Below are 19,015 nucleotides of genomic sequence, written 5' to 3' on the forward strand. Positions count from 1 at the left end.
ACTCCCGCCATCATCTGTTACTTTTTCCTTTCAAAAAACAAAATGAATGCCGGCAGTAAGAGTCCTCGCACAAAAAAGGTATCAAGCAAAATCCCTACTGCGACAATAAATCCGAAAACAAATAATATTTCAATCGGCTGCGTCATTAACACAGCGAATGTCGCGGCTAAAATAATACCTGCGGATGAAATAACACCGCCTGTTTTCGCCACCGCAATTTCAACTGCTTTCTTCAATGGATGTTTCTCGCCTTCTTCCATGTAACGTGAAACAAGAATGATATTGTAGTCAACCCCAAGCGCCACTAAAAATACGAATGAATAAAGCGGAACACGAGTGCTAATTGCCCCAATATCGAATAGAAGATCTACTAAAAACAATCCGAGACCAAGTGCTGATAAAAACGACAGCACAATCGTCCCGACCATATAAAGCGGCATTTTCCATGAGCGTGTGAGCACAATAAGCATCACGAACAACAGCACAATTTCAATTGACACGATCACTAGTAAATCACGGTTGTTCAATTCGCGATCATCCAGTTTTTCTGCCGTTTCACCAGCGAAATATAAATCTCCCTCTCCACCAGCTACTTCCAATATCTCCGCTTCATTCGCACGTAAATCGGCTAACGTATCGAGCGATGCTGCATCGTACGGATTCGTTTCAAACGCAATGGTTATCTCATGCGCATCTCCGGCCCCATTAGACGCCACAAGCTTCGCTGATTGCACGCCGTCCTGCTGTGTTAAAACATCCGTGACGACATCTGCATTACCCGTTCCTTCGACAATAACAGTCGTCGGTGACAAATCCCCCACTGAAAATTTCTCGTCAATTATGTTATATCCAATAAGGGACGGCATATCATCCGGAAATGATTTTAGCGTATCAAATTCATATTTTACGTTGAATACATTTAACGATGAGATCATTAAAAACAATAGGACAATACCGCCTGACAATGCCGGCTTATTCGTTACAAAACGGGCAATACGGTGCCAAAGACCGTTTTCCTTCTCCGTTTCCCCTCCAACTTTCGGTACTTTCGGCCAGAATGATCTTCGGCCAAACAATGTAAATAAGGCTGGCACAAGTGTAATGGATGCAATCATAATGACACCCATTGCGGTCGCAAATAACGGCGCGAAACTTTGATAATCACGGATGGCTGCGAAAAAGAGCATAAGCATAGCTGCAAGTACAGTTCCACCTGAGAAAAAAACAGGCTCTCCTGTTTCACGCATTGCATACTTCATCGCGTCATACTTGCTTTCGTGATGCTTCAGCTCTTCTCTAAAACGAGCTAGCACAAACAATGAATAATCTGTTACTGCCGCAAATAATAAAATAGTCATAATTGATAAAGACTGGCTGCTCATTTCAAGTCCAGCTGCTCCGTAAAGCCCAAGAATCCGATCTGTCACCGCATACACAAAACCAGAGGCTAAAAGGGGAATAACAGCTAATAGGGGGGAACGGTAAATGATGATCAAGAGGATTAGAATAAGACCGACCGTTGATAATATTAGCACAACATCCGCACGTGAAAATAAAGCAGTTGTATCCGTCGCAATACCTGCAGGTCCTGTAATATACACCTCTTGACCGGATTCTTGAATCGCAATCGATGTCATCGTATCAATACGCGGTTCAAAATCACTGCTGTCGAATCCTTCTTGAAAAACAAAAGGAATGGCTGCCGCAGAACCATCTTCTGATAAAAATTCAGCCTGTGTAGTCGGTGGGAGCTGGGCAAATGGCACCGTACTTGTCAGTCCATCTATTTCTTTTTCAATCGCAGTGAGTGCCTTTGAAATGCCTTCCGCCTCTACCTTCCCTTCTTCACTATTAAAGACAATAATCGCAGGAACTCCACCGTCATCAGGGAAATACTCTTCTACTTTTTTTGCCGCTTCAATCGATGCTGCATCTTTCGGCAAAGAATCGAATGAATTGGACTTGTAATCATTCGCACTCGGAGCCAATATACTTAGCAGCACAATAGCGATAAGCCAGAACGCTAAAACAATCCACGTCCCTTTTTTCGTTGCGACCCAATCTGTTAATGGCCAGAATGTTTTTTTCATCACAGTCTCCCCCTAAAAAATAAGATCTATCTCCATTTAAATTCATTTTAGACACTTGTGTCAATTTAAAATTGTAAAAAAAGGAGCATCAATATGCTCCGCTTCCCTCATACCATAATGTAAATAAATAGTCCGCCCACTCATGAGGCGGCAGCTGCAATGTATTTGGCGTGTTAATAAGCTGAAAAAACAGTCCCGCCATTACCGAAATAGGCAAATCTGATCGAATGGTACCCTGTTTTTGCGCTCGATCGAACAATAAATCAAGCTGTCCGCGCAAATGCTTGAGCATCGCCAGCACTTCCCCGACATTTTGCTCCGCTTTTTTTGACTGTGATACATCAATTTTACGCGCATCCCCGAGAAAATAATGAAGATCAGCCTCTTCCATGTATACGCGAAGCAGCTGCTTCAGTGCTTCAATCGGATCTGTTTCATCTACGTATCCCGCCTTTATAAGTGCCCGCACCATTGCCTTCTTCATACAGGCTGCGGCTATTTCTTCTTTATTCGCATAATATTGATAAATTGTACTGCGCGCGCCCGGCAAATGACTGGCTAACAGCTTTAAATGGAAGCCGCTATAACCGTGTTGAATAATGAGCATTTCCGCCTTATCAAGCAGCTCTTCTTCTGTAAAGGCTCTTTTTCTTCCCATCACGAGCTCTCCTTTTCACATTATTATTATTTTAGTGTATCACGAGCGGCAATCACCATTTCATATCAGTATAATTCCTGACGAAAATAGTAATGAATTCATTCTTTTTTAATGGTCCATTTCATATAGTCAGTATAGACATTTTGATTATCTATCCTTCTTTTTCAAAACTTTTATTTTGCCTGCTCTTGCAATACATGACAATTTCTGTTATTCTAAAAAAGAATTATTTTTGTTCGTTACGATAACTTTCCGTTTGGATGATTTGAGCAAGGATAGTAACACGATATGTGCATGGCGCACGAGGAGGAAATACACATGGAACAAGGTAAAGTAAAATGGTTTAATGCAGAAAAAGGTTTTGGTTTCATCGAACGCGAAGCAGGAGACGACGTATTCGTTCATTTCTCTGCTATTCAAGGTGAAGGCTACAAATCATTAGACGAAGGTCAAGCAGTGACTTTCGAAGTTGAAGATGGCCAACGTGGACCACAAGCAACTAACGTACAAAAAGCATAATTTAAACTAACATATATTTACAGACTCTCACATGAGAGTCTTTTTTTATTTCTTTGATAATAATAAGAACCCCTCTGCTCAATAATTGAACAGGGGGGTAACATGAAAGCAAGTATAGATAATGGTATAATCAGTATAGCATTTCCTCTTCATAACTCCTAATTTTTCTCATTTTCCCTGTTCCTTATACACCCATTTTTCTACGTGAATTACTTACCTTTTTTGTTTGCTGACTTTTCATTTTTTTCGTTGTTTGTGCTGCGTGTCCTAATTGCTTGCCACCTGCTGCCTGCGCTTTTTTCTCTTCAAGCTTTTGTTTCATCGCTTCTTGCAGCGTCATTTTCTTCTTCGGTGTTTCCGTTGGGTTCGTTTGATTCGATTCAGTCATATTAAATCCTCCTAGGCATATTTTTGATGAGTACAGTATAACAATGATTATCGACTGTTTCCATATACAAATCATGATTCATCACCCTTGCATCTATACGACTCTAGTATGGTACACTTTTATAGTATATAACCTTTTCCGGTATTGGAGTGAATATCACGTTGGAAACGAAGAAATCATTGTCTATTTTATTTGCCGTCATGTTTCTCGTCATGGTCGGCTTTGGCATTATCATTCCCGTTTTGCCATTTTACGCTGAGAATATTGGTGCTTCTCCTGCACAGCTTGGCCTTCTCATGGCAGCATACTCCGTCATGCAGCTTTTATTTGCACCTATGTGGGGACGTCTGTCCGATCGAATCGGGCGAAAATCGCTTATTCTGATCGGTATTTTTGGACTTGCCATTTCATTTTTCTTAATGGCGATTTCTTCTGCACTTTGGATGCTGTTTGCAGCAAGAATAATCGGGGGCTTTTTATCTTCTGCAAATATGCCGGCCGTTATGGCGTATGTGGCAGACATCACGACGCCAGAAGACCGCGGAAAAGGAATGGGCGTCATCGGTGCAGCAATCGGGCTCGGGTTTATTTTCGGACCGGCGATCGGCGGTATTTTTTCAAAATCAAGTTTATCTGTTCCTTTTTATCTTGCGGGTGCATCCTCCATTTTAACATTTTTAATCGTTTTGTTTTTCTTAAAGGAATCACTGCCTATTGAAAAAAGAGGACAGCAAAGTACGAAAAAAACATCGCTAATGCAAGCATTTAGCGGACCCATTTCGATTCTTTTTTTCCTTCAATTATTTGTTTCTCTCTCTCTGGCCGGCTTAGAAGCGACGTTTGCGTATTACGCAGCACAAAAAGCGGAGATAGGGATCGTTGAACTCGGCTACATTTTCATGATTATGGGCCTTGCTGGTGCAATCGTGCAAGGTGGTTTAGTCGGCAGGCTGACGAAGAAGTATGGCGAAGGGCTTACGATTCAACTTGGCATCCTTATTTCAGCTATTGGATTCGGACTTATTTTATTCGTCAATAGCTTTGCGACTGCCGCTATTTTCCTAACTATCTTTGGCATCGGAAACGGCTTCATCCGCCCAAGCGTATCAGCGTTAATTACAAAAGTTTCAACTAATGGACACGGCAGTGCAACCGGGATGCTCTCTTCTTTCGATTCACTCGGAAGAATTATCGGGCCTCCTTTAGGCGGCTGGCTCTTCTCACTCGCCATCGGCTTGCCTTATATACTCGGCATCCTCTTATCCATCGCCGCTTTTGGCATGTACCGTTTCTATATGATACAAGCAAAATAGGGGTGTTCCAAAAGTCAGTGATCACTGACTTTTGGAACACCCTTACTAATTTTAGTATGTTTTTAAATAACGTTATGTTACACTTCCTTATTTGAAAGCGTGTATGTTTCTGATCCATGTCCATGCTTTTCTTGAATGGACCAAATCGCAATTGCTGCAACGATACATGGAACAGCAAAGAACAAGAAGTGTGTCTGCAAAGTAAACTGCTGAGCTAAGAGATATTCCACCCAATGTTAGTCCCATAATATCGCCCAGTCTACCGATACCGAGAGCCCAGCTAATACCCGTTGAATGGATTTCCGTTGGATATTACTGCGATACATAAGCGTTGGTAACGATTTGTGTTCCAGTCGTCTTACCTCCTGCAATGGCGATTAGTACATGTAACATAAACATATTAGGTTTGAAGCTTAATAGAGTAAGTGCAGCAAACGCCATTATTAAAAAGGCGACAAGCACTTTTCTAGATCCGAACTTATCTGCAAGCGGTCCTCCAATGATTGCTTCAACAACCGCACCGATATTCAGTGTCATAAGGAACATTAAACTTAATCCGTACATGACTAATAGACACATAAAAAAGTCGATTCCTTAACGTACAGGAAATCGACTTTTCTTATCTATCCTTGTTCAACTAAAGCCCCGTTATCTTAATGCAAAATAACACCCAACAATGCACCCAATGTTAAACCAATAAACATGAACGCAGCATAATATAAACCGATTGCTTCCTCAACATTTGGTTCGATAAGAAAATTAATTTCTTTACCTATGTCTATGTTGAGTTATTGCTTAACTAAACTGCCCCTTTAGAGAATGATTTAAAATCCGTTGCAGCTTTGCTACATCCCGAACTAGCCGTTTCAATAGAAAAACCTCGATCATAAGAATGAGCAAGGTTGTGTATTTTATGCAGATATATTTTAACGTGAATGTTCTATCACTTTTTCATTCTGGTCTAAAAATCAAAATCGGCTGTTTTCCATCTTCTCCATCATCCAGTCTGTCCTGATCGAAAATTTCTTGATATGATTCCTGCTCATAAATTCTACTCAACAACATCGCATTCAAAAAGTTACGAACAACCTCAATATTACGCTGCTCTTTCGGGAAAACGTCCATGCGAATCTTCAGCAACCTGCCAATCTCGTCTAAAACAGAAAGGTATCCTTTTTGGCTAGCTTCTGGATCGTCATTGTATTCAGTTTCGAAATCCATGTTTCCTATCAACATTTTGATCGCACTAACTTGAGCATCCAGTCCCTCAATAACATCCTTATCGCCTGTCATTAATAAATGAATGTCGATGAATGGATCAACGAAAAGGTGTGTGCTTCTGTTTGAGACTGTGTTTTCTGCTGACATGAATGTTCTCCCCTTTCTTCTATCACTTTTATTGTAACAAGGGATGAATATTAATATTGTAAATTTTTGGTTAAGTTTGAATTACTGCCTTTGAGTAGGACGACGAATACAATGTACTATCACAACTCAAAATTATGACACCGAACAATAGTGCGGAAATATTACAAAAAGTAGTTGATTTTCTTACTCTCAATTTTCAAAAGATGTATAAAAAACTTATTCTGTTACTCTTATCTTTTTCAAGTAAAGGTAGAACCAATAACCGAAGAGATAAGGAATGAGATAAGAAATAAAAGTCCAAAAAAGATTCCACCCATTCCCATACACAACTTTTCCAGTTAGGAAGAATATTGCTTCGGTCAATGTTGTGAAAAATGTCATTAGAAAAACAATGAGATATGGATGTTTGCTTTTCTTTATAAAAAAATAAGATAGCAGCATAAAATAGGATAGAAGCCTAAATCCAAAGGAATAGCAGCTAATATTTTGAGATCAGTGAAAGGATAGGCGTTCCAAAAATTGAAGGAAAACCCTAATTCAGTTATAAGGAAGGCATTGACTGAAGCAAATGGGGCGATCAAAGGAATGATTTTTTATCTTGTCGGTGAAGATGTGATAATCCAATAAGCCATGGGACTATAAAGAATGCAACAATTGTAAAGTACATTTTGATCAACCTCCTTTTTATAATAAAAATTCACAATTTATATTTCATAGGTAGGTTATCCATTTTTTGAATTGTGACACTAAAAACCCAAAAACTGTTCATTCAGTGGATCTGGGATTAGATAAATGCTTTTTCAGCAAAGTAAAGGTTATTCGTACATAAAACCTTTGTTGGCATAGCTTCTTGCTGATGTGGAAGGTGAAAATTTAATTTTATACGTTCCTTCCAGTTCTCTTTTGGCATTTTCAGTTAATCTAATCCCTTGTTTATCATGCTGCTCTTCAAGTTCAATCCCATTAGGAAGCAACTCATCCTTATCCCAATCAATCCATTCACCGTATCTCATCATCCAGTCCCACAGCTCCTCTTTTAACTCATCTGAAATCGGAGCTTCGTCTATATCAAGGTTGCACCCACATCGATTACACCATATAGGGTCTCCACCCATATCTCCCTCAATTTTTAATTCGTCGGTTACGTTTTGTTCACATAAACATTCCATTGTATTTTAACCCCTTCAAATCCGAATTTTTCATTCTATGATACGTTTTAATTTACCACGTACTCAATCTTGGTCCAGTTCACACTTTTGTCCATTTCATACGTTTAAAAAGAGATACCTCCATCTGGAGATACCTCTTTTTCACGTATAATGCTTGGTCACATTTTTGATCACAAATTCTAAAAAACAGCGATTTTTCTGGTCACAAATCAGCCGTTTTCGTGTAACCACGCTCGTTTTTCTGCCAATTATCGATTATCTACCGTTTCGGGATATAGATCATGGTTCATCATACGGTAATCCGCCATCTTCTCATACTTCGTCCCTGGACGCCCGTAATTCGTATACGGATCAATGGATATGCCGCCACGCGGTGTGAATTTTCCCCATACTTCAATATAGCGGGGATTCATCAGTTCCACGAGGTCGTTTAAAATAATGTTCATGCAGTCTTCATGAAAATCGCCGTGGTTGCGGAAACTGAATAAATAGAGCTTTAACGCTTTGCTTTCAACCATTTTCACATCGGGAATGTAACTAATGTAAATCGTCGCGAAATCAGGCTGCCCTGTCATTGGGCAAAGCGATGTAAATTCCGGACAGTTGAACTTCACGAAATAATCACGATTTTGATGCTTATTATCAAATGTCTCAAGGACAGATGGATCATAGTCAAATATATATTTTGTGCCCTGGTTGCCAAGCAGTGTAATGTCTTTCAATTCGTCTTCTCTTCGTCCAGCCATGCCAGAATCCTCCTTCAAAAAAGCCAATTTCTTTTCATTATAGCAGACACCATTTACAATGAGAAAAAGGAGCGGTTATAATGTACCTAATATCGTCATACGCGGAATTTTCAGACGTTCTTTCATCAAACGAAGCGATTCTACTTTATATATCCAGTCCCGGCTGTTCGGTGTGCCATACTCTTCTGCCTCAAGTTGAATCATTAATGGCTGAATTCTCGGCTGTTATAGTGATCCACGCAGATACAGCAGCAACACCTGAGATAGCTGGTCAATTGACGGTTTTCTCCGCACCAGCTATCATCTTCTTTATCCATGGAAAAGAATTGTTTCGTATGGCACGTTTTGTCCCGATTGAAACGCTAAAAGAAAACATCACAAATGCATTAAAAATGGTTTGACAAAAAATTATAAAATGATTCACAATAATAATAGGTCGAGAGGAGAGAATATTTGTGACATTATTAAAAGACATTTTATCATTTAACAAAACATTTGTAGAAAACAAAGAGTTTGAAAAATTTACAACAACGAAATTCCCAAATAAACGTGTTGTTGTTTTAACGTGTATGGATACACGTCTTGTTGAGCTTGTCACAGAAGCAATGAATTTCAAAAACGGGGATGTGAAAATTGTCCGTAATGCCGGGGCCATCGTCAATCACCCATTTGGTTCTATTATGCGCAGCCTGCTCGTTGCCGTGTACCAGTTGCAGGCAGATGAAGTGTTAATTATTGGCCACTATGACTGTGGCATGAGTTCTCTTTCAAGCAGTGCGATGTTCGAGGCAATGAGAGAGCGCGGTGTTCAGCAGGAAGTAATCGATACGCTTCGTCATGCCGGTATTGATGTCGATCACTGGCTCGAAGGCTTCAGTAGCGTAGAAGAAAGTGTAACCCATAGTGTGAACTTGGTAAAATCTCATCCGCTTATGGTTGCAGACATTCCCGTACACGGCCTTGTCATTGATCCGACTACAGGCAAACTTGACCTCGTTGTCGATGGGTATGAAAAGGCAGCGACCCTCTAAGAGCTGCTCCTGTTTTATTGCTCTTTCAAGGTACGAACTTTTCCACCTTACGCTCATTCATGTGCTTTTCATAATGAAGAAAAATCACCAGCAACACACGGCAGCTATCTTTACCGCCGGGATGAAAAAGAGCCGCGGGCACCCGCCCACGGCTCTTTCACTTTTTTGTTTTTACACTTGTCGATTCCAATGGCGATGTTCAGCGAGCGCGTTCAAAAATGTATCCGCAAAATCTTTTGACGGACTCGCTTCTGTTACAACACCCGTATCGGCAGGCAAATCTGCAATCAAATCTACTCCATCATGCGAAGCACCGACTGTTTTAAAGTGGTCGAATGCTTCATTAATAAAATAAACAGCCTCTTTCTTCACTTTCGGGTTTACACTCAAACCACCTGCTGCATACACTGCGTCAAATAATACGAAGTCCGCCGTCAAGAATGTGTGTGACACTTCCATTTCCGTACCATCATCCCCTTTGACAAAGCCTTGCTTATCGCTGACGATCTCTGGACGCGTACCCGCTTTTTCAAATTCCTTCATGATTTTGCTAACATCTTTTCCATTAAAACCATTGCCCGCAAGAACGGCAATTTTACGTGTCGCAACGCCTTTAATCGGATTTGCTTCCTGGCTAAGCGCTAGTGATGATTTAGTGACGCTTGATTCTTTCACGTCTTTTGGACCCTTAACACCAATCGCATCCGCTATTGACACACCAAGCTGCTGGCTGACATTGGCAAACATATTCACAACTTGCTGCTTAATATCTTTGCTTTGCACTTTGCCAAGTTCAAAACTGAAGGCTTCGTTAATGTGCTCTTTTTCCAGCTCAGTCATACTGTTCCAAAACAGTCTTGCTTGAGAAAAATGATCTTTAAAACTATCACTTCGACGCTGTACTTTGCGGCCATCCACTTTTTCCTGATAATGAACATATCCGCCTTCTTCTTCTGTGGCCGTTGATGGCGTATTTTGATCAATCGAGTTTTTGTGATAGCTGACAGGGCCTGGATTAATGGTCATCCGGCTGTAACCGTCCCGCTGGTTATTATGAAATGGGCAAACAGGGCGATTAATTGGCAGTTCGTGAAAGTTCGGGCCGCCTAGACGGATTAGCTGCGTGTCCGTATATGAGAACAATCTGCCTTGTAAAAGCGGATCATTTGAAAAATCAATTCCTGGTACGACATGCCCCGGATGGAACGCAACTTGCTCTGTTTCCGCAAATACATTATCAACGTTGCGATTCAGCGTCATTTTCCTGATAATTTTGACCGGAACCTCTTCTTCCGGCCATACTTTTGTCGGATCTAAAATATCAAAGTCAAATTTAAATTCATCTTCTTCATCGATCATTTGAACACCAAACTCAAATTCAGGGTAGTCGCCCATATCAATCGCTTCCCATAGATCACGGCGGTTAAAATCCGGATCTTTTCCGGCAATTTTTTGTGCTTCATCCCAGACGAGCGATTTAATGCCCAGCACCGGTTTCCAATGAAACTTCACAAATCGTACTTTGCCCTGCTCATTAATAAAACGGAATGTATGAACACCAAACCCTTCCATCATCCGGAAACTGCGTGGAATAGCCCGGTCAGACATGTGCCACATAATCATATGAGCCGATTCTTGGTTGTTTGCGACAAAATCCCAGAATGTATCATGCGCACTCGCTGCCTGTGGCATTTCATTATGCGGCTCGGGCTTGACCGCGTGAATAAGATCCGGGAACTTAATCGCGTCCTGGATGAAAAAAACGGGCATATTGTTTCCAACTAAGTCATAATTTCCTTCCTCCGTGTAAAATTTCGTCGCGAAACCGCGCACATCACGCACCGTTTCAGCAGAACCACGTGATCCAGCCACTGTCGAAAAACGCACAAAAACGGGTGTTTTGACAAATGGATCCTGTAAGAATCCTGCCTTTGTATATTCTTTCATCGATTCATATAATTCAAAATAACCATGCGCCGCATATCCACGTGCATGAACGACACGCTCTGGAATACGCTCGTGGTCGAAATGGGTCATTTTTTCTCTAAAGTGGAAATCCTCCATTAACGTTGGGCCACGGTCACCTGCTTTGAGCGAATGCTCATCTTCAGACACACGGAGGCCCTGGTTTGTTGTCATTTTTTCTCCCTTATTGGTCGCCCGAAATTGATCTAATTGTTTATCTTTGCTGTTTTCATTATTTTCCATTTTTTAATTCCTCTCCTTTTTAAGTGACTAGATTGGAATACTTTATGACATGTACCACTTATTCATAGGAGTAAAACACCTTCTTTGGAACCAATTCGACATCATTCTAATTTACATATATGAACCTTAAATTGTGTACGTTCTTTCCTTGAATGCATCTCTTTTTTTAGAAATAAACCTCAATTTTCGACTAATTCAGACCATTTGCTCAATTTATTGAATCATTATTTATGCGGATGTATAGAACATTTAATGATGCTAAAATAAAGTTGAATTTATCCTTGGGAGGTGGATTATGGAAAAGAAGAGATTAGTACTTTTTCTTACGGCTTTACTCATTTTTATTTTTTTGGAGGAGAGACATTCTTCTGCAGAATCAGACATTATTCAAATTGGCGTAGACAGTGCAAATGTACGCAGTGAGCCTGCTATGACAGCGAGTGTCATCAGCAGCGCAAAACGAAACGAGCAATTCCAAGTGCTGAAGGAAAAATATGATTGGTATCAAATTCAACTCTCTGATGGGAAAAAAGGGTGGGTAGCAAGTTATATCGTCACAAAAGGTGCCAGCGATTCACCAGCATCCGATAGTCTAGCGTCATCCAGTCAAACTGGTACCATTACAGCGGATCATGTAAATATAAGGGATACCCCTTCCTTATCGGCTTCTATTATCGGAAAAGTAAACAACGGTGATCAAGTTAGTATCACATCCACCACGAATGGATGGGTTCAGATTCTTTATCAAAATGAAACGGCATGGGTAAGCAGCCAATTTGTTCATACACAGTCATCACAAAGTACAGCATCAACAGGTGATTTTGTCGTTATTCTAAATGAAGGTACAAATATTCGGACAAGCCCATCCACGTCTTCATCTGTTATTGCACAAGGATCACCGGGAGAACGTTATCCACTTACAGGACGAGAAGGCGAATGGTACAAAATCAGCTTAGTAAATGGAAACGAGGCGTATGTCGCTAGCTGGATAGTTTCTTCTTCCATTGATACAAATTCAACAACAATGGATTCGAACAGTCTAAATGGAAAAGTAATCGTTCTTGACCCTGGACATGGCGGAATAGACGATGGGACAACAGGCGTACAAGGAACAATTGAAAAAAATATAACGTTACAAACAGCTGAACGTTTGGCTAAAAAACTTCAACAAGATGGGGCCACCGTTCTGATGACGAGATCGACCGATACATACGTTCCGCTTCCATCTCGTACAAATCATGCCCATTATCACGATGCTGATGCGTTTATTAGCATTCATTACGACGGGTCTCATGAAAAAAGTGCAGCTGGCTTTACAACGTATTACTACCATCAAAATCAGAAACAGCTCGCAAACAGGATTAATAATGGATTGGCTAACTCCATTTCTTCCAAAAACCGTGGCATGCGGCATGGCGACTATTTCGTTTTACGCGAAAACAATCAGCCAGCTATTTTGCTTGAACTTGGCTATTTAACAAACACATATGAAGAATCATTGATTGTAACGGAATCCTATCAACAACTTGCCGCAAACGGCATTTATAATGGATTACTTTCTTATTTTTCCAGCTAAAAAACAGTTCCGGAAGCATCGCTTTCGGAACTGTTTTAATGGTTAATAAATCAACTTCACCATTTCATCTAGTGTTACCTGACCAAAATAGTGCTTCATTTCAAGCGACTGCAGTGCCTTTTCGATCGCTTCTTTTTCATGTTTAGCCCCTTTAAGCGCTGTTTCAACTTCATATACATCACCCGCTCCGAAAAAGTCACCGTAAATGTGTACATGCTCAATCAAGCCTTTTTTCACATTTAAACGAACATCAATTAAGCCTATCGGGAAGCGATGTGAACGCTGAATATTAAATGCGGGTGATTTTCCATAATTCCAATCCCAGTTTTGATACCGATCTTTTGAAATGGAATGGATCGTCTGCCAGTCATTATCGGTCAATTTGTATTCTTTAATATTTTCTTCTCCTTCAAAAATATTCGTCAGCACAAACTGACGAAATTCCTCAATCGTCATTTTTTTTTCTAACAAATCAGATATGTTCGCTACACGACTCCGAATGGATTTAATCCCTTTTGATTCAATTTTGTCTTTGCGTACCTTAAGCGCCGCGACGACGTCATCCATGTTTGTATCAAACAAAAGAGTTCCGTGTGTAAACATGCGGCCTTTTGTTGAAAACTGTGCATTGCCGGATATTTTGAACCCATTGGCGATAATATCATTTCGGCCGCTCAACTCTGCATTCAGTCCGAGTTTGTTCAACGTATTTACAACCGGCTCCGTAAACTTACGGAAATTGTGAAAGCTGTCACCGTCATCTTTTGTAATGAAACTGAAATTTAAATTGCCGAGGTCATGATATACCGCTCCGCCTCCTGACAATCGACGCACAATATGAATTCCTTGATCCTCTACGTAATCAACGTTAATTTCTTCAATTGTATTTTGATTTTTCCCAATGATAATCGACGGTTCATTGATGTAAAACAATAAGTACGACTCATTGATGTCTAGATGCTTAACTGCGTATTCTTCAATAGCCAAATTCATATGCGGATCTGTAATTCCTTGATTATCAATAAACAACATAATGAATGCCTCCATTTACCCGTTTTATTTACTGTAGCATGTTTAGACTTTTTTATCCGGATCATGGATTAGTGTAAATAAAATTTGCAGAAAATCCTGCAAAAGGATATTCTTACAACGCCACACAGAAGCCGCCGCATCTTAAAGCAATTTTCCCGGCAGAAACATTAAATGATTCCCGGGGAAATATGTACCGTATGAAATCAACCATTCATCGACAAGCAATGTCTTCCTGCAAGGCCATCAAATTCGAGTTGAAGTGTCTTCGAGCAACTTTCCCCGCTTTGATGTGAACTTGAACACAGGCCGTACGATGATCAACAGCAGCGATACAAAAATAGCGACACAGACGATTTATCACGATAATCAGCACCCTTCGCACATTGTGCTGTCCGTAATTCCTTAATATGTAATTTTAAACAACAAACAAAAAATGCCTGACTCTTTGAACACTTGAGTCAGGCATTTTCGTTAAGCAGTTTTAGTAAGTTTATCGTCAACAACGTTCTCCTCCTTCACTTCACAACTGGAGTCTCTTTCCGCTTCCATGTCGCACACATCGTAGCTTCCGATAGACAATGATCCGCCTTCATCTAACATCCGGGCTTTATCTAGCTTCTCCATAAGCACATCTTCAGGCTTACGACGGACAATGACAGCTTTCACGATAATCCCTCCCTTTACCTTTTCTATACCCGTTTTTCAACTTTGTATTCTTCTTTTCAAAAAAAGCCTGACGTCATTGTCAGGCTCTGTCATTAATTCTTTTTCCATTCTTTCAATTCAAGACGGCGGACTTTATGAGTAACAACGGGGTCATTCTCGGCAAGTGTTTGTGCTTCCTCGTAGGAATCTGCGACATATACTACAAGCCCTCCTGAATTATCGCCAAACGGGCCTCGTGCATACACCTTTCCTTCTTCCTCTAGTTTCTCTAAATACTCAATATGAAGCGGACGTACTTCTTTATTTTTCTCCGGATCTAACATATGTAACAACGCAGCGTAATAAGCCATTTGTTCTCCTCCATGTCATGTAATGTATTCATACACTATCTATTTTATCAAATATTCTTAAATGTTTCGATTCTCCATTCATTTCCCTGACTTCTAATGATTCAAAACAAGTTGAACATGAACATATAAAATCATTTTTCATCTCAACACATTACTTTCGTTTCAAACAAAAGGACTTCTAGTTGTACTATAATAGACATAAATCACATTTAGCAGGTGTACATACATGGACATTAAGCATTTGCAATATTTTATTGAAGTGACGAACTTTAACAGCTTTTCAAAAGCAGCGGAGCATTTGTTTATTACCCAGCCAACGATCAGCAAAATGATTAAAAATTTAGAGGCGGAGCTCGGTGTTGAATTGTTTGACCGATCCCGCAAAAAAATTGTATTGACCGATGCAGGACGTATTTTGCTCGAGCAGGCTAAACTAGTTGATCAAGCATTTCACAATTTAGAAACAGAGCTGGATAACCTGCTGGAACTGAAAACAGGTCATATTCGGATCGGCCTCCCGCCTGTTTTTGATGCGCATTTTTTCTTAAAAATTATCGGTGCCTTCCATAAAGTTTATCCAGGTATTACATTTCAGCTCTTAGAAGATGGTTCTAAAAAGATTGAAGAGGATGTTGAAAACAATGATCTTGATGTAGGAGTTATCGTGATGCCGACGAAAAATGAAGTGTTCGAACATTTTTCCTTTATGGAAGAAGATTTAATGCTAATCCTTCCTCGTTCTCATCCATTAGCAAACAAAACAGAAATCCATTTGTCTGAACTCGCAGCTGAATCCTTTATTTTATTTAACAAAGATTTCGTTTTAAATGACCGGATTGTTTCTTCCTGCAATCTGGCTGGCTTTCATCCACACGTTATTTCCGAAAGCTCTCAGTGGTCGTTCATTGAAGAAATGGTCGCCTCCGAACTAGGCATTTCTTTATTACCAGAAAGCATTTGCCGTCATCTGCATGATCATGTTCGGGCTGTTAATGTAGTCAATCCTTCGATTAATTGGAACTTGGCGATTATTTGGCGGAGAAATCAATACCTTTCGTATGCGGCCAAAGAATGGCTCCAGTTTACGAAGGCACAATTTTCAAAAACGAATCTAAACAGATAGATTCGTTTTTTCATACTTACTATTCATATTTGGAAGCATTTACATAGAGAAAAGCTATACTGATAATGAAAAAGAACCATTTTACTTCCTTTTAATGTCGAAGTACACTTGTAACAGATTCCACTACAGGAGGAAGCGACACACATGAATGCCACAAAACAGGCCATTAAAACGAGAGAAAGCCGCATTGTACATGCAGACCAAGTATTGTCATGCGATTTAAATAATTATCAAACACTATTCGGCGGCGTACTCATGAAAAAAATCGACAGTGTCGCGAGCCTATCCGCACGACGCCACGCGCGTGTAAAAGAATGCGTGACTGCATCAACTGATTCCATCGATTTTCTCGATGCGATTCATGAAAGTGATTCACTTTGCCTGGAATCATTCGTCACCTATACAGGCCGCACATCAATGGAGATCTTTTGCAAAGTGATTGCGGAAGACTTCATTACAGGAAACCGGCGCATTGCTGCAACTGCTTTTCTAACGTTTGTCGCACTCGATGTAAATAAGCGCCCTGTTGAAGTGCCTGGCGTCATTCCAGAAACAGAAGAAGAAAAATTCCTATATAATTCGGCAAAAGACCGTGCCGAAATGCGTAAGCTGAGAAGAACGAAGAGTAAAGAACTTGCGGAATATATGACCTTAAAAAAACCGTGGGACCGATAAAAGGAGGAATAGAAAATGATTGCTACTTTATGTAGTCTTGACGAGTTAAGAAAGGCAAAAAAAGCATTGGATCATCTCGAACATACTTACCCGGTCCTTTTTGAAAAAATAGTACATGTGATGAATTTAACGCGTGCTCTTCAAATGAAATATCAGTATATGGGCTGCTTACTTATGGATGAAGACTCGTCCAACTGCCTGCCTAATCTATCCCAAGGATCTGTCCTTCGTTTATATATAAAAGAAGTGAAAACATTGAAAATGGATGCAGATATATACGTGTTAAAACAACTATTTATAACATTTAAAGAAATAGGCTACGCGAAAATCAGCCTGCTCACACTCGGTAACACACCTGAATCATTAGTTGGCTCTTCAAGCGTAAAATAAACACGTTGAATAAAAATACACCTTAAAAGCTCTTGCTTTCGAGGTGTGTTTTTATTTATGTTCCTAATGGTCGATTAATCCGTTTGATTCGTTTCTAAATGCATACATGCATACATCCATTCATCTTCACTTCAGTTTTATTCTGACACCTAATTGTGTACAATAATAATACATTAGTTTAACGATCTTCTTTTTTCTATAAGTACTTGTTATTAATTTTGAAAGACCTTATTAAAAGACGATTGGGAGAATCTAAATGACAAATATGAATAGACGAATTGAAAAAGATTTTTTAGGAGAAAAAGAAGTACCTGCTGATGCCTACTATGGAATTCAAACATTGCGCGCAGTTGAAAATTTTCCGATTACAGGCTACCGTATCCATGCAGAGTTAATTAAAGCAATGGCAATTGTCAAAAAAGCAGCAGCTATTGCCAACAGAAAGGTTAATCGCCTCCCTCCTCATTTGGAAAAAGCCATCGTTCAAGCGGCTGAAGAAATTATTGACGGTCAGTGGCATGACCAATTCATTGTTGACCCTATACAAGGCGGAGCTGGCACGTCCATTAATATGAATGCAAATGAGGTTATTTCAAATCGCGCCTTGGAAATACTCGGCAGAAAAAAAGGGGACTATGCTTTTTTGAGCCCGAATACACATGTCAACATGGCACAATCAACAAACGATGCTTTTCCAACCGCTATTCATATTGCAACACTTGCTCTTTCAAAAAAATTACTATCAACCATGGAATACATGCATCAAACTTTTAAGGAGAAAGCGAACGAATTTGATCATATTATCAAAATGGGCCGCACTCACTTACAGGATGCCGTTCCAATCCGGCTCGGGCAAGAATTTGAAGCATACTGCCGTGTTATCGAGCGGGATATAAAACGCATTACTCAATCACGGCAGCACTTATATGATGTAAATATGGGCGCAACAGCTGTTGGAACAGGTTTAAATGCGGACCCTCAATACATTTTAGCCGTTGTCAAACAGTTAGAGACGATCAGTGGTTTCCCACTCCTTGCAGCGGAAAATCTAGTGGATGCAACGCAAAACACAGACGTCTACACAGAAGTATCCGCGTCGTTAAAAGTATGCATGATGAATATGTCCAAAATCGCAACCGATCTTAGATTAATGGCCTCCGGTCCACGTGCAGGGTTAAATGAACTTAACTTACCAGCCCGACAACCAGGTTCTTCTATAATGCCAGGAAAAGTGAACCCTGTAATGGCTGAAGTCATTAATCAAATTGCCTTTCAAGTAATCGGAAACGACAACACCATCTGCCTTGCATCAGAAGCCGGTCAGCTTGAATTAAATGTAATGGAGCCTGTTCTCGTTTTCAATCTGCTTCAGTCAATTAGTATTATGAACAATGGATTCAACGTTTTTACTAATTACTGCGTTTCAGGTATAAAAGCAAATGAAGAGCAAATGAAACATTATGTAGAAACAAGTGTCGGGACGATTACAGCCATTAACCCACATATCGGCTATGAAACAGCAGCAAAAATTGCCCGTGAAGCTATAATCTCAGGGAAGTCTGTCCGTGAGCTTTGCAAGCAATATAGTATTTTGTCTGAAGAAGATTTAAATCAAATTTTAGATCCTTATGAAATGACCAACCCAGGTATATCTGGAGCATCTTTATTAGATAAGTAAATATATGACTATTCGTTTAGCAGTTAATGACTGGC

Annotated in this window: 21 protein-coding genes and 1 pseudogene; 10 read left to right on the forward strand and 12 right to left on the reverse strand. The window is 40.1% G+C overall.

All coding sequences use genetic code 11. The features are described 5' to 3' along the window. Nucleotides 1–17: 17 nt before the first annotated feature. Together AWH49_RS14100 and AWH49_RS14105 are read right to left on the reverse strand one after the other, a co-directional pair. A complete protein-coding gene (locus AWH49_RS14100) occupies nt 18–2,090 on the reverse strand; it encodes an MMPL family transporter (protein ID WP_063966250.1) in 2,073 nt (690 codons plus the stop codon). An 88-nt stretch (nt 2,091–2,178) separates the two neighbouring features. Beyond that, complete coding sequence (locus AWH49_RS14105; protein ID WP_034288941.1) at nt 2,179–2,748, reverse strand: TetR/AcrR family transcriptional regulator; 570 nt, start codon at nt 2,746–2,748, stop codon at nt 2,179–2,181. Between the two features lie 318 nt (nt 2,749–3,066). Between AWH49_RS14105 and AWH49_RS14110 the strand changes: the two genes are divergently transcribed. Next, on the forward strand, nt 3,067–3,267 hold the full coding sequence (locus tag AWH49_RS14110; protein WP_018395637.1) for a cold-shock protein: 201 nt from the start codon (nt 3,067–3,069) through the stop codon (nt 3,265–3,267). Between the two features lie 184 nt (nt 3,268–3,451). Here the strand turns inward: AWH49_RS14110 and AWH49_RS14115 are convergent, their stop codons facing one another. Continuing rightward, nucleotides 3,452–3,655, reverse strand: coding sequence for a hypothetical protein (locus AWH49_RS14115; protein WP_034288938.1), 204 nt, complete (start codon nt 3,653–3,655; stop codon nt 3,452–3,454). A gap of 161 nt (nt 3,656–3,816) precedes the next feature. Here AWH49_RS14115 and AWH49_RS14120 point away from each other — a divergent pair, with 161 nt between their 5' ends. Further along, complete coding sequence (locus tag AWH49_RS14120) at nt 3,817–4,968, forward strand: tetracycline resistance MFS efflux pump (RefSeq protein WP_034288935.1); 1,152 nt, start codon at nt 3,817–3,819, stop codon at nt 4,966–4,968. A 77-nt stretch (nt 4,969–5,045) separates the two neighbouring features. On the opposite strand, the gene AWH49_RS20115 is transcribed toward AWH49_RS14120, so the two are convergent. The 5 genes from AWH49_RS20115 to queF all read right to left on the reverse strand — a co-directional run bounded on the left by AWH49_RS20115 (nt 5,046) and on the right by queF (nt 8,251). Beyond that, complete coding sequence (locus AWH49_RS20115; protein WP_157723741.1) at nt 5,046–5,198, reverse strand: hypothetical protein; 153 nt, start codon at nt 5,196–5,198, stop codon at nt 5,046–5,048. A gap of 82 nt (nt 5,199–5,280) precedes the next feature. Next, nucleotides 5,281–5,514, reverse strand: coding sequence for an MFS transporter (locus tag AWH49_RS14125; protein ID WP_169816003.1), 234 nt, complete (start codon nt 5,512–5,514; stop codon nt 5,281–5,283). A 405-nt stretch (nt 5,515–5,919) separates the two neighbouring features. Continuing rightward, nucleotides 5,920–6,336 carry a hypothetical protein gene (locus tag AWH49_RS14130; RefSeq protein ID WP_034288931.1) on the reverse strand — a complete coding sequence of 139 codons (417 nt, stop codon included), beginning with the start codon at nt 6,334–6,336 and terminating at the stop codon, nt 5,920–5,922. 815 nt (nt 6,337–7,151) lie between these two features. Next, nucleotides 7,152–7,505: a hypothetical protein gene (locus AWH49_RS14135; protein WP_063966252.1), complete on the reverse strand. Its 354-nt coding sequence runs from the start codon at nt 7,503–7,505 to the stop codon at nt 7,152–7,154. Nucleotides 7,506–7,753: 248 nt separating this feature from the next. Beyond that, nucleotides 7,754–8,251: a preQ(1) synthase gene (queF, locus tag AWH49_RS14140; protein ID WP_063966253.1), complete on the reverse strand. Its 498-nt coding sequence runs from the start codon at nt 8,249–8,251 to the stop codon at nt 7,754–7,756. An 80-nt stretch (nt 8,252–8,331) separates the two neighbouring features. On the opposite strand from queF, the gene AWH49_RS14145 reads away from it, so the two are divergent. Then, nucleotides 8,332–8,652, forward strand: a complete 321-nt coding sequence (locus AWH49_RS14145; protein ID WP_063966254.1) for a thioredoxin family protein — start codon at nt 8,332–8,334, stop codon at nt 8,650–8,652. A gap of 54 nt (nt 8,653–8,706) precedes the next feature. After that, the gene (locus AWH49_RS14150) at nt 8,707–9,282 is read left to right on the forward strand and encodes a beta-class carbonic anhydrase (RefSeq protein ID WP_063966255.1); all 576 of its coding nucleotides are present in this window, start codon (nt 8,707–8,709) and stop codon (nt 9,280–9,282) included. Nucleotides 9,283–9,453: 171 nt separating this feature from the next. Here AWH49_RS14150 and AWH49_RS14155 read toward each other — a convergent pair whose 3' ends face one another. Then, nucleotides 9,454–11,490, reverse strand: coding sequence for a catalase (locus AWH49_RS14155; protein WP_063966256.1), 2,037 nt, complete (start codon nt 11,488–11,490; stop codon nt 9,454–9,456). 295 nt (nt 11,491–11,785) lie between these two features. On the opposite strand from AWH49_RS14155, the gene AWH49_RS14160 reads away from it, so the two are divergent. Further along, nucleotides 11,786–13,066, forward strand: coding sequence for an N-acetylmuramoyl-L-alanine amidase family protein (locus AWH49_RS14160; RefSeq protein WP_063966257.1), 1,281 nt, complete (start codon nt 11,786–11,788; stop codon nt 13,064–13,066). A gap of 42 nt (nt 13,067–13,108) precedes the next feature. Here the strand turns inward: AWH49_RS14160 and lplA are convergent, their stop codons facing one another. Further along, entirely contained in the window at nt 13,109–14,098 is a 990-nt protein-coding gene (gene lplA, locus AWH49_RS14165; protein WP_063966258.1) for a lipoate--protein ligase, read from the reverse strand. 181 nt (nt 14,099–14,279) lie between these two features. On the opposite strand from lplA, the pseudogene AWH49_RS19440 reads away from it, so the two are divergent. Then, a pseudogene (locus AWH49_RS19440) lies at nt 14,280–14,504 on the forward strand (CocE/NonD family hydrolase); the annotation flags it as partial. A gap of 65 nt (nt 14,505–14,569) precedes the next feature. On the opposite strand, the gene AWH49_RS14170 reads toward AWH49_RS19440, so the two are convergent. Further along, nucleotides 14,570–14,764, reverse strand: a complete 195-nt coding sequence (locus AWH49_RS14170; RefSeq protein WP_063966259.1) for a hypothetical protein — start codon at nt 14,762–14,764, stop codon at nt 14,570–14,572. Nucleotides 14,765–14,856: 92 nt separating this feature from the next. Further along, nucleotides 14,857–15,114, reverse strand: a complete 258-nt coding sequence (locus AWH49_RS14175) for a YciI family protein (protein ID WP_018395616.1) — start codon at nt 15,112–15,114, stop codon at nt 14,857–14,859. Nucleotides 15,115–15,340: 226 nt separating this feature from the next. Between AWH49_RS14175 and cidR the strand changes: the two genes are divergently transcribed. The 4 genes from cidR to aspA all read left to right on the forward strand — a co-directional run bounded on the left by cidR (nt 15,341) and on the right by aspA (nt 18,980). After that, a complete protein-coding gene (cidR, locus tag AWH49_RS14180) occupies nt 15,341–16,237 on the forward strand; it encodes a cidABC operon transcriptional activator CidR (RefSeq protein ID WP_063966260.1) in 897 nt (298 codons plus the stop codon). 144 nt (nt 16,238–16,381) lie between these two features. Next, nucleotides 16,382–16,912, forward strand: a complete 531-nt coding sequence (locus AWH49_RS14185) for an acyl-CoA thioesterase (protein ID WP_063966261.1) — start codon at nt 16,382–16,384, stop codon at nt 16,910–16,912. A 15-nt stretch (nt 16,913–16,927) separates the two neighbouring features. Further along, nucleotides 16,928–17,302, forward strand: coding sequence for a hypothetical protein (locus AWH49_RS14190; protein ID WP_063966262.1), 375 nt, complete (start codon nt 16,928–16,930; stop codon nt 17,300–17,302). A 256-nt stretch (nt 17,303–17,558) separates the two neighbouring features. Beyond that, entirely contained in the window at nt 17,559–18,980 is a 1,422-nt protein-coding gene (gene aspA / locus AWH49_RS14195) for an aspartate ammonia-lyase (RefSeq protein ID WP_063966263.1), read from the forward strand. The last annotated feature ends 35 nt before the right edge of the window (nt 18,981–19,015 follow it).

This window comes from Domibacillus aminovorans (genome assembly GCF_001643235.1).
Classification (GTDB): domain Bacteria; phylum Bacillota; class Bacilli; order Bacillales; family Domibacillaceae; genus Domibacillus; species Domibacillus aminovorans.

Bases quoted from the DNA above. Each gene is read 5' to 3' on its own strand.
- AWH49_RS14100 (WP_063966250.1), bottom strand. From the start codon at position 2,090: ATGAAAAAAACATTCTGGCCATTAACAGATTGGGTCGCAACGAAAAAA.
- AWH49_RS14105 (WP_034288941.1), bottom strand. From the start codon at position 2,748: ATGGGAAGAAAAAGAGCCTTTACAGAAGAAGAGCTGCTTGATAAGGCG.
- AWH49_RS14110 (WP_018395637.1), top strand. From the start codon at position 3,067: ATGGAACAAGGTAAAGTAAAATGGTTTAATGCAGAAAAAGGTTTTGGT.
- AWH49_RS14115 (WP_034288938.1), bottom strand. From the start codon at position 3,655: ATGACTGAATCGAATCAAACGAACCCAACGGAAACACCGAAGAAGAAA.
- AWH49_RS14125 (WP_169816003.1), bottom strand. From the start codon at position 5,514: ATGTTCCTTATGACACTGAATATCGGTGCGGTTGTTGAAGCAATCATT.
- AWH49_RS14130 (WP_034288931.1), bottom strand. From the start codon at position 6,336: ATGTCAGCAGAAAACACAGTCTCAAACAGAAGCACACACCTTTTCGTT.
- AWH49_RS14135 (WP_063966252.1), bottom strand. From the start codon at position 7,505: ATGGAATGTTTATGTGAACAAAACGTAACCGACGAATTAAAAATTGAG.
- queF (WP_063966253.1), bottom strand. From the start codon at position 8,251: ATGGCTGGACGAAGAGAAGACGAATTGAAAGACATTACACTGCTTGGC.
- AWH49_RS14145 (WP_063966254.1), top strand. From the start codon at position 8,332: ATGTACCTAATATCGTCATACGCGGAATTTTCAGACGTTCTTTCATCA.
- AWH49_RS14155 (WP_063966256.1), bottom strand. From the start codon at position 11,490: ATGGAAAATAATGAAAACAGCAAAGATAAACAATTAGATCAATTTCGG.
- AWH49_RS14160 (WP_063966257.1), top strand. From the start codon at position 11,786: ATGGAAAAGAAGAGATTAGTACTTTTTCTTACGGCTTTACTCATTTTT.
- lplA (WP_063966258.1), bottom strand. From the start codon at position 14,098: ATGTTGTTTATTGATAATCAAGGAATTACAGATCCGCATATGAATTTG.
- AWH49_RS14175 (WP_018395616.1), bottom strand. From the start codon at position 15,114: ATGGCTTATTACGCTGCGTTGTTACATATGTTAGATCCGGAGAAAAAT.
- cidR (WP_063966260.1), top strand. From the start codon at position 15,341: ATGGACATTAAGCATTTGCAATATTTTATTGAAGTGACGAACTTTAAC.
- AWH49_RS14185 (WP_063966261.1), top strand. From the start codon at position 16,382: ATGAATGCCACAAAACAGGCCATTAAAACGAGAGAAAGCCGCATTGTA.
- AWH49_RS14190 (WP_063966262.1), top strand. From the start codon at position 16,928: ATGATTGCTACTTTATGTAGTCTTGACGAGTTAAGAAAGGCAAAAAAA.
- aspA (WP_063966263.1), top strand. From the start codon at position 17,559: ATGACAAATATGAATAGACGAATTGAAAAAGATTTTTTAGGAGAAAAA.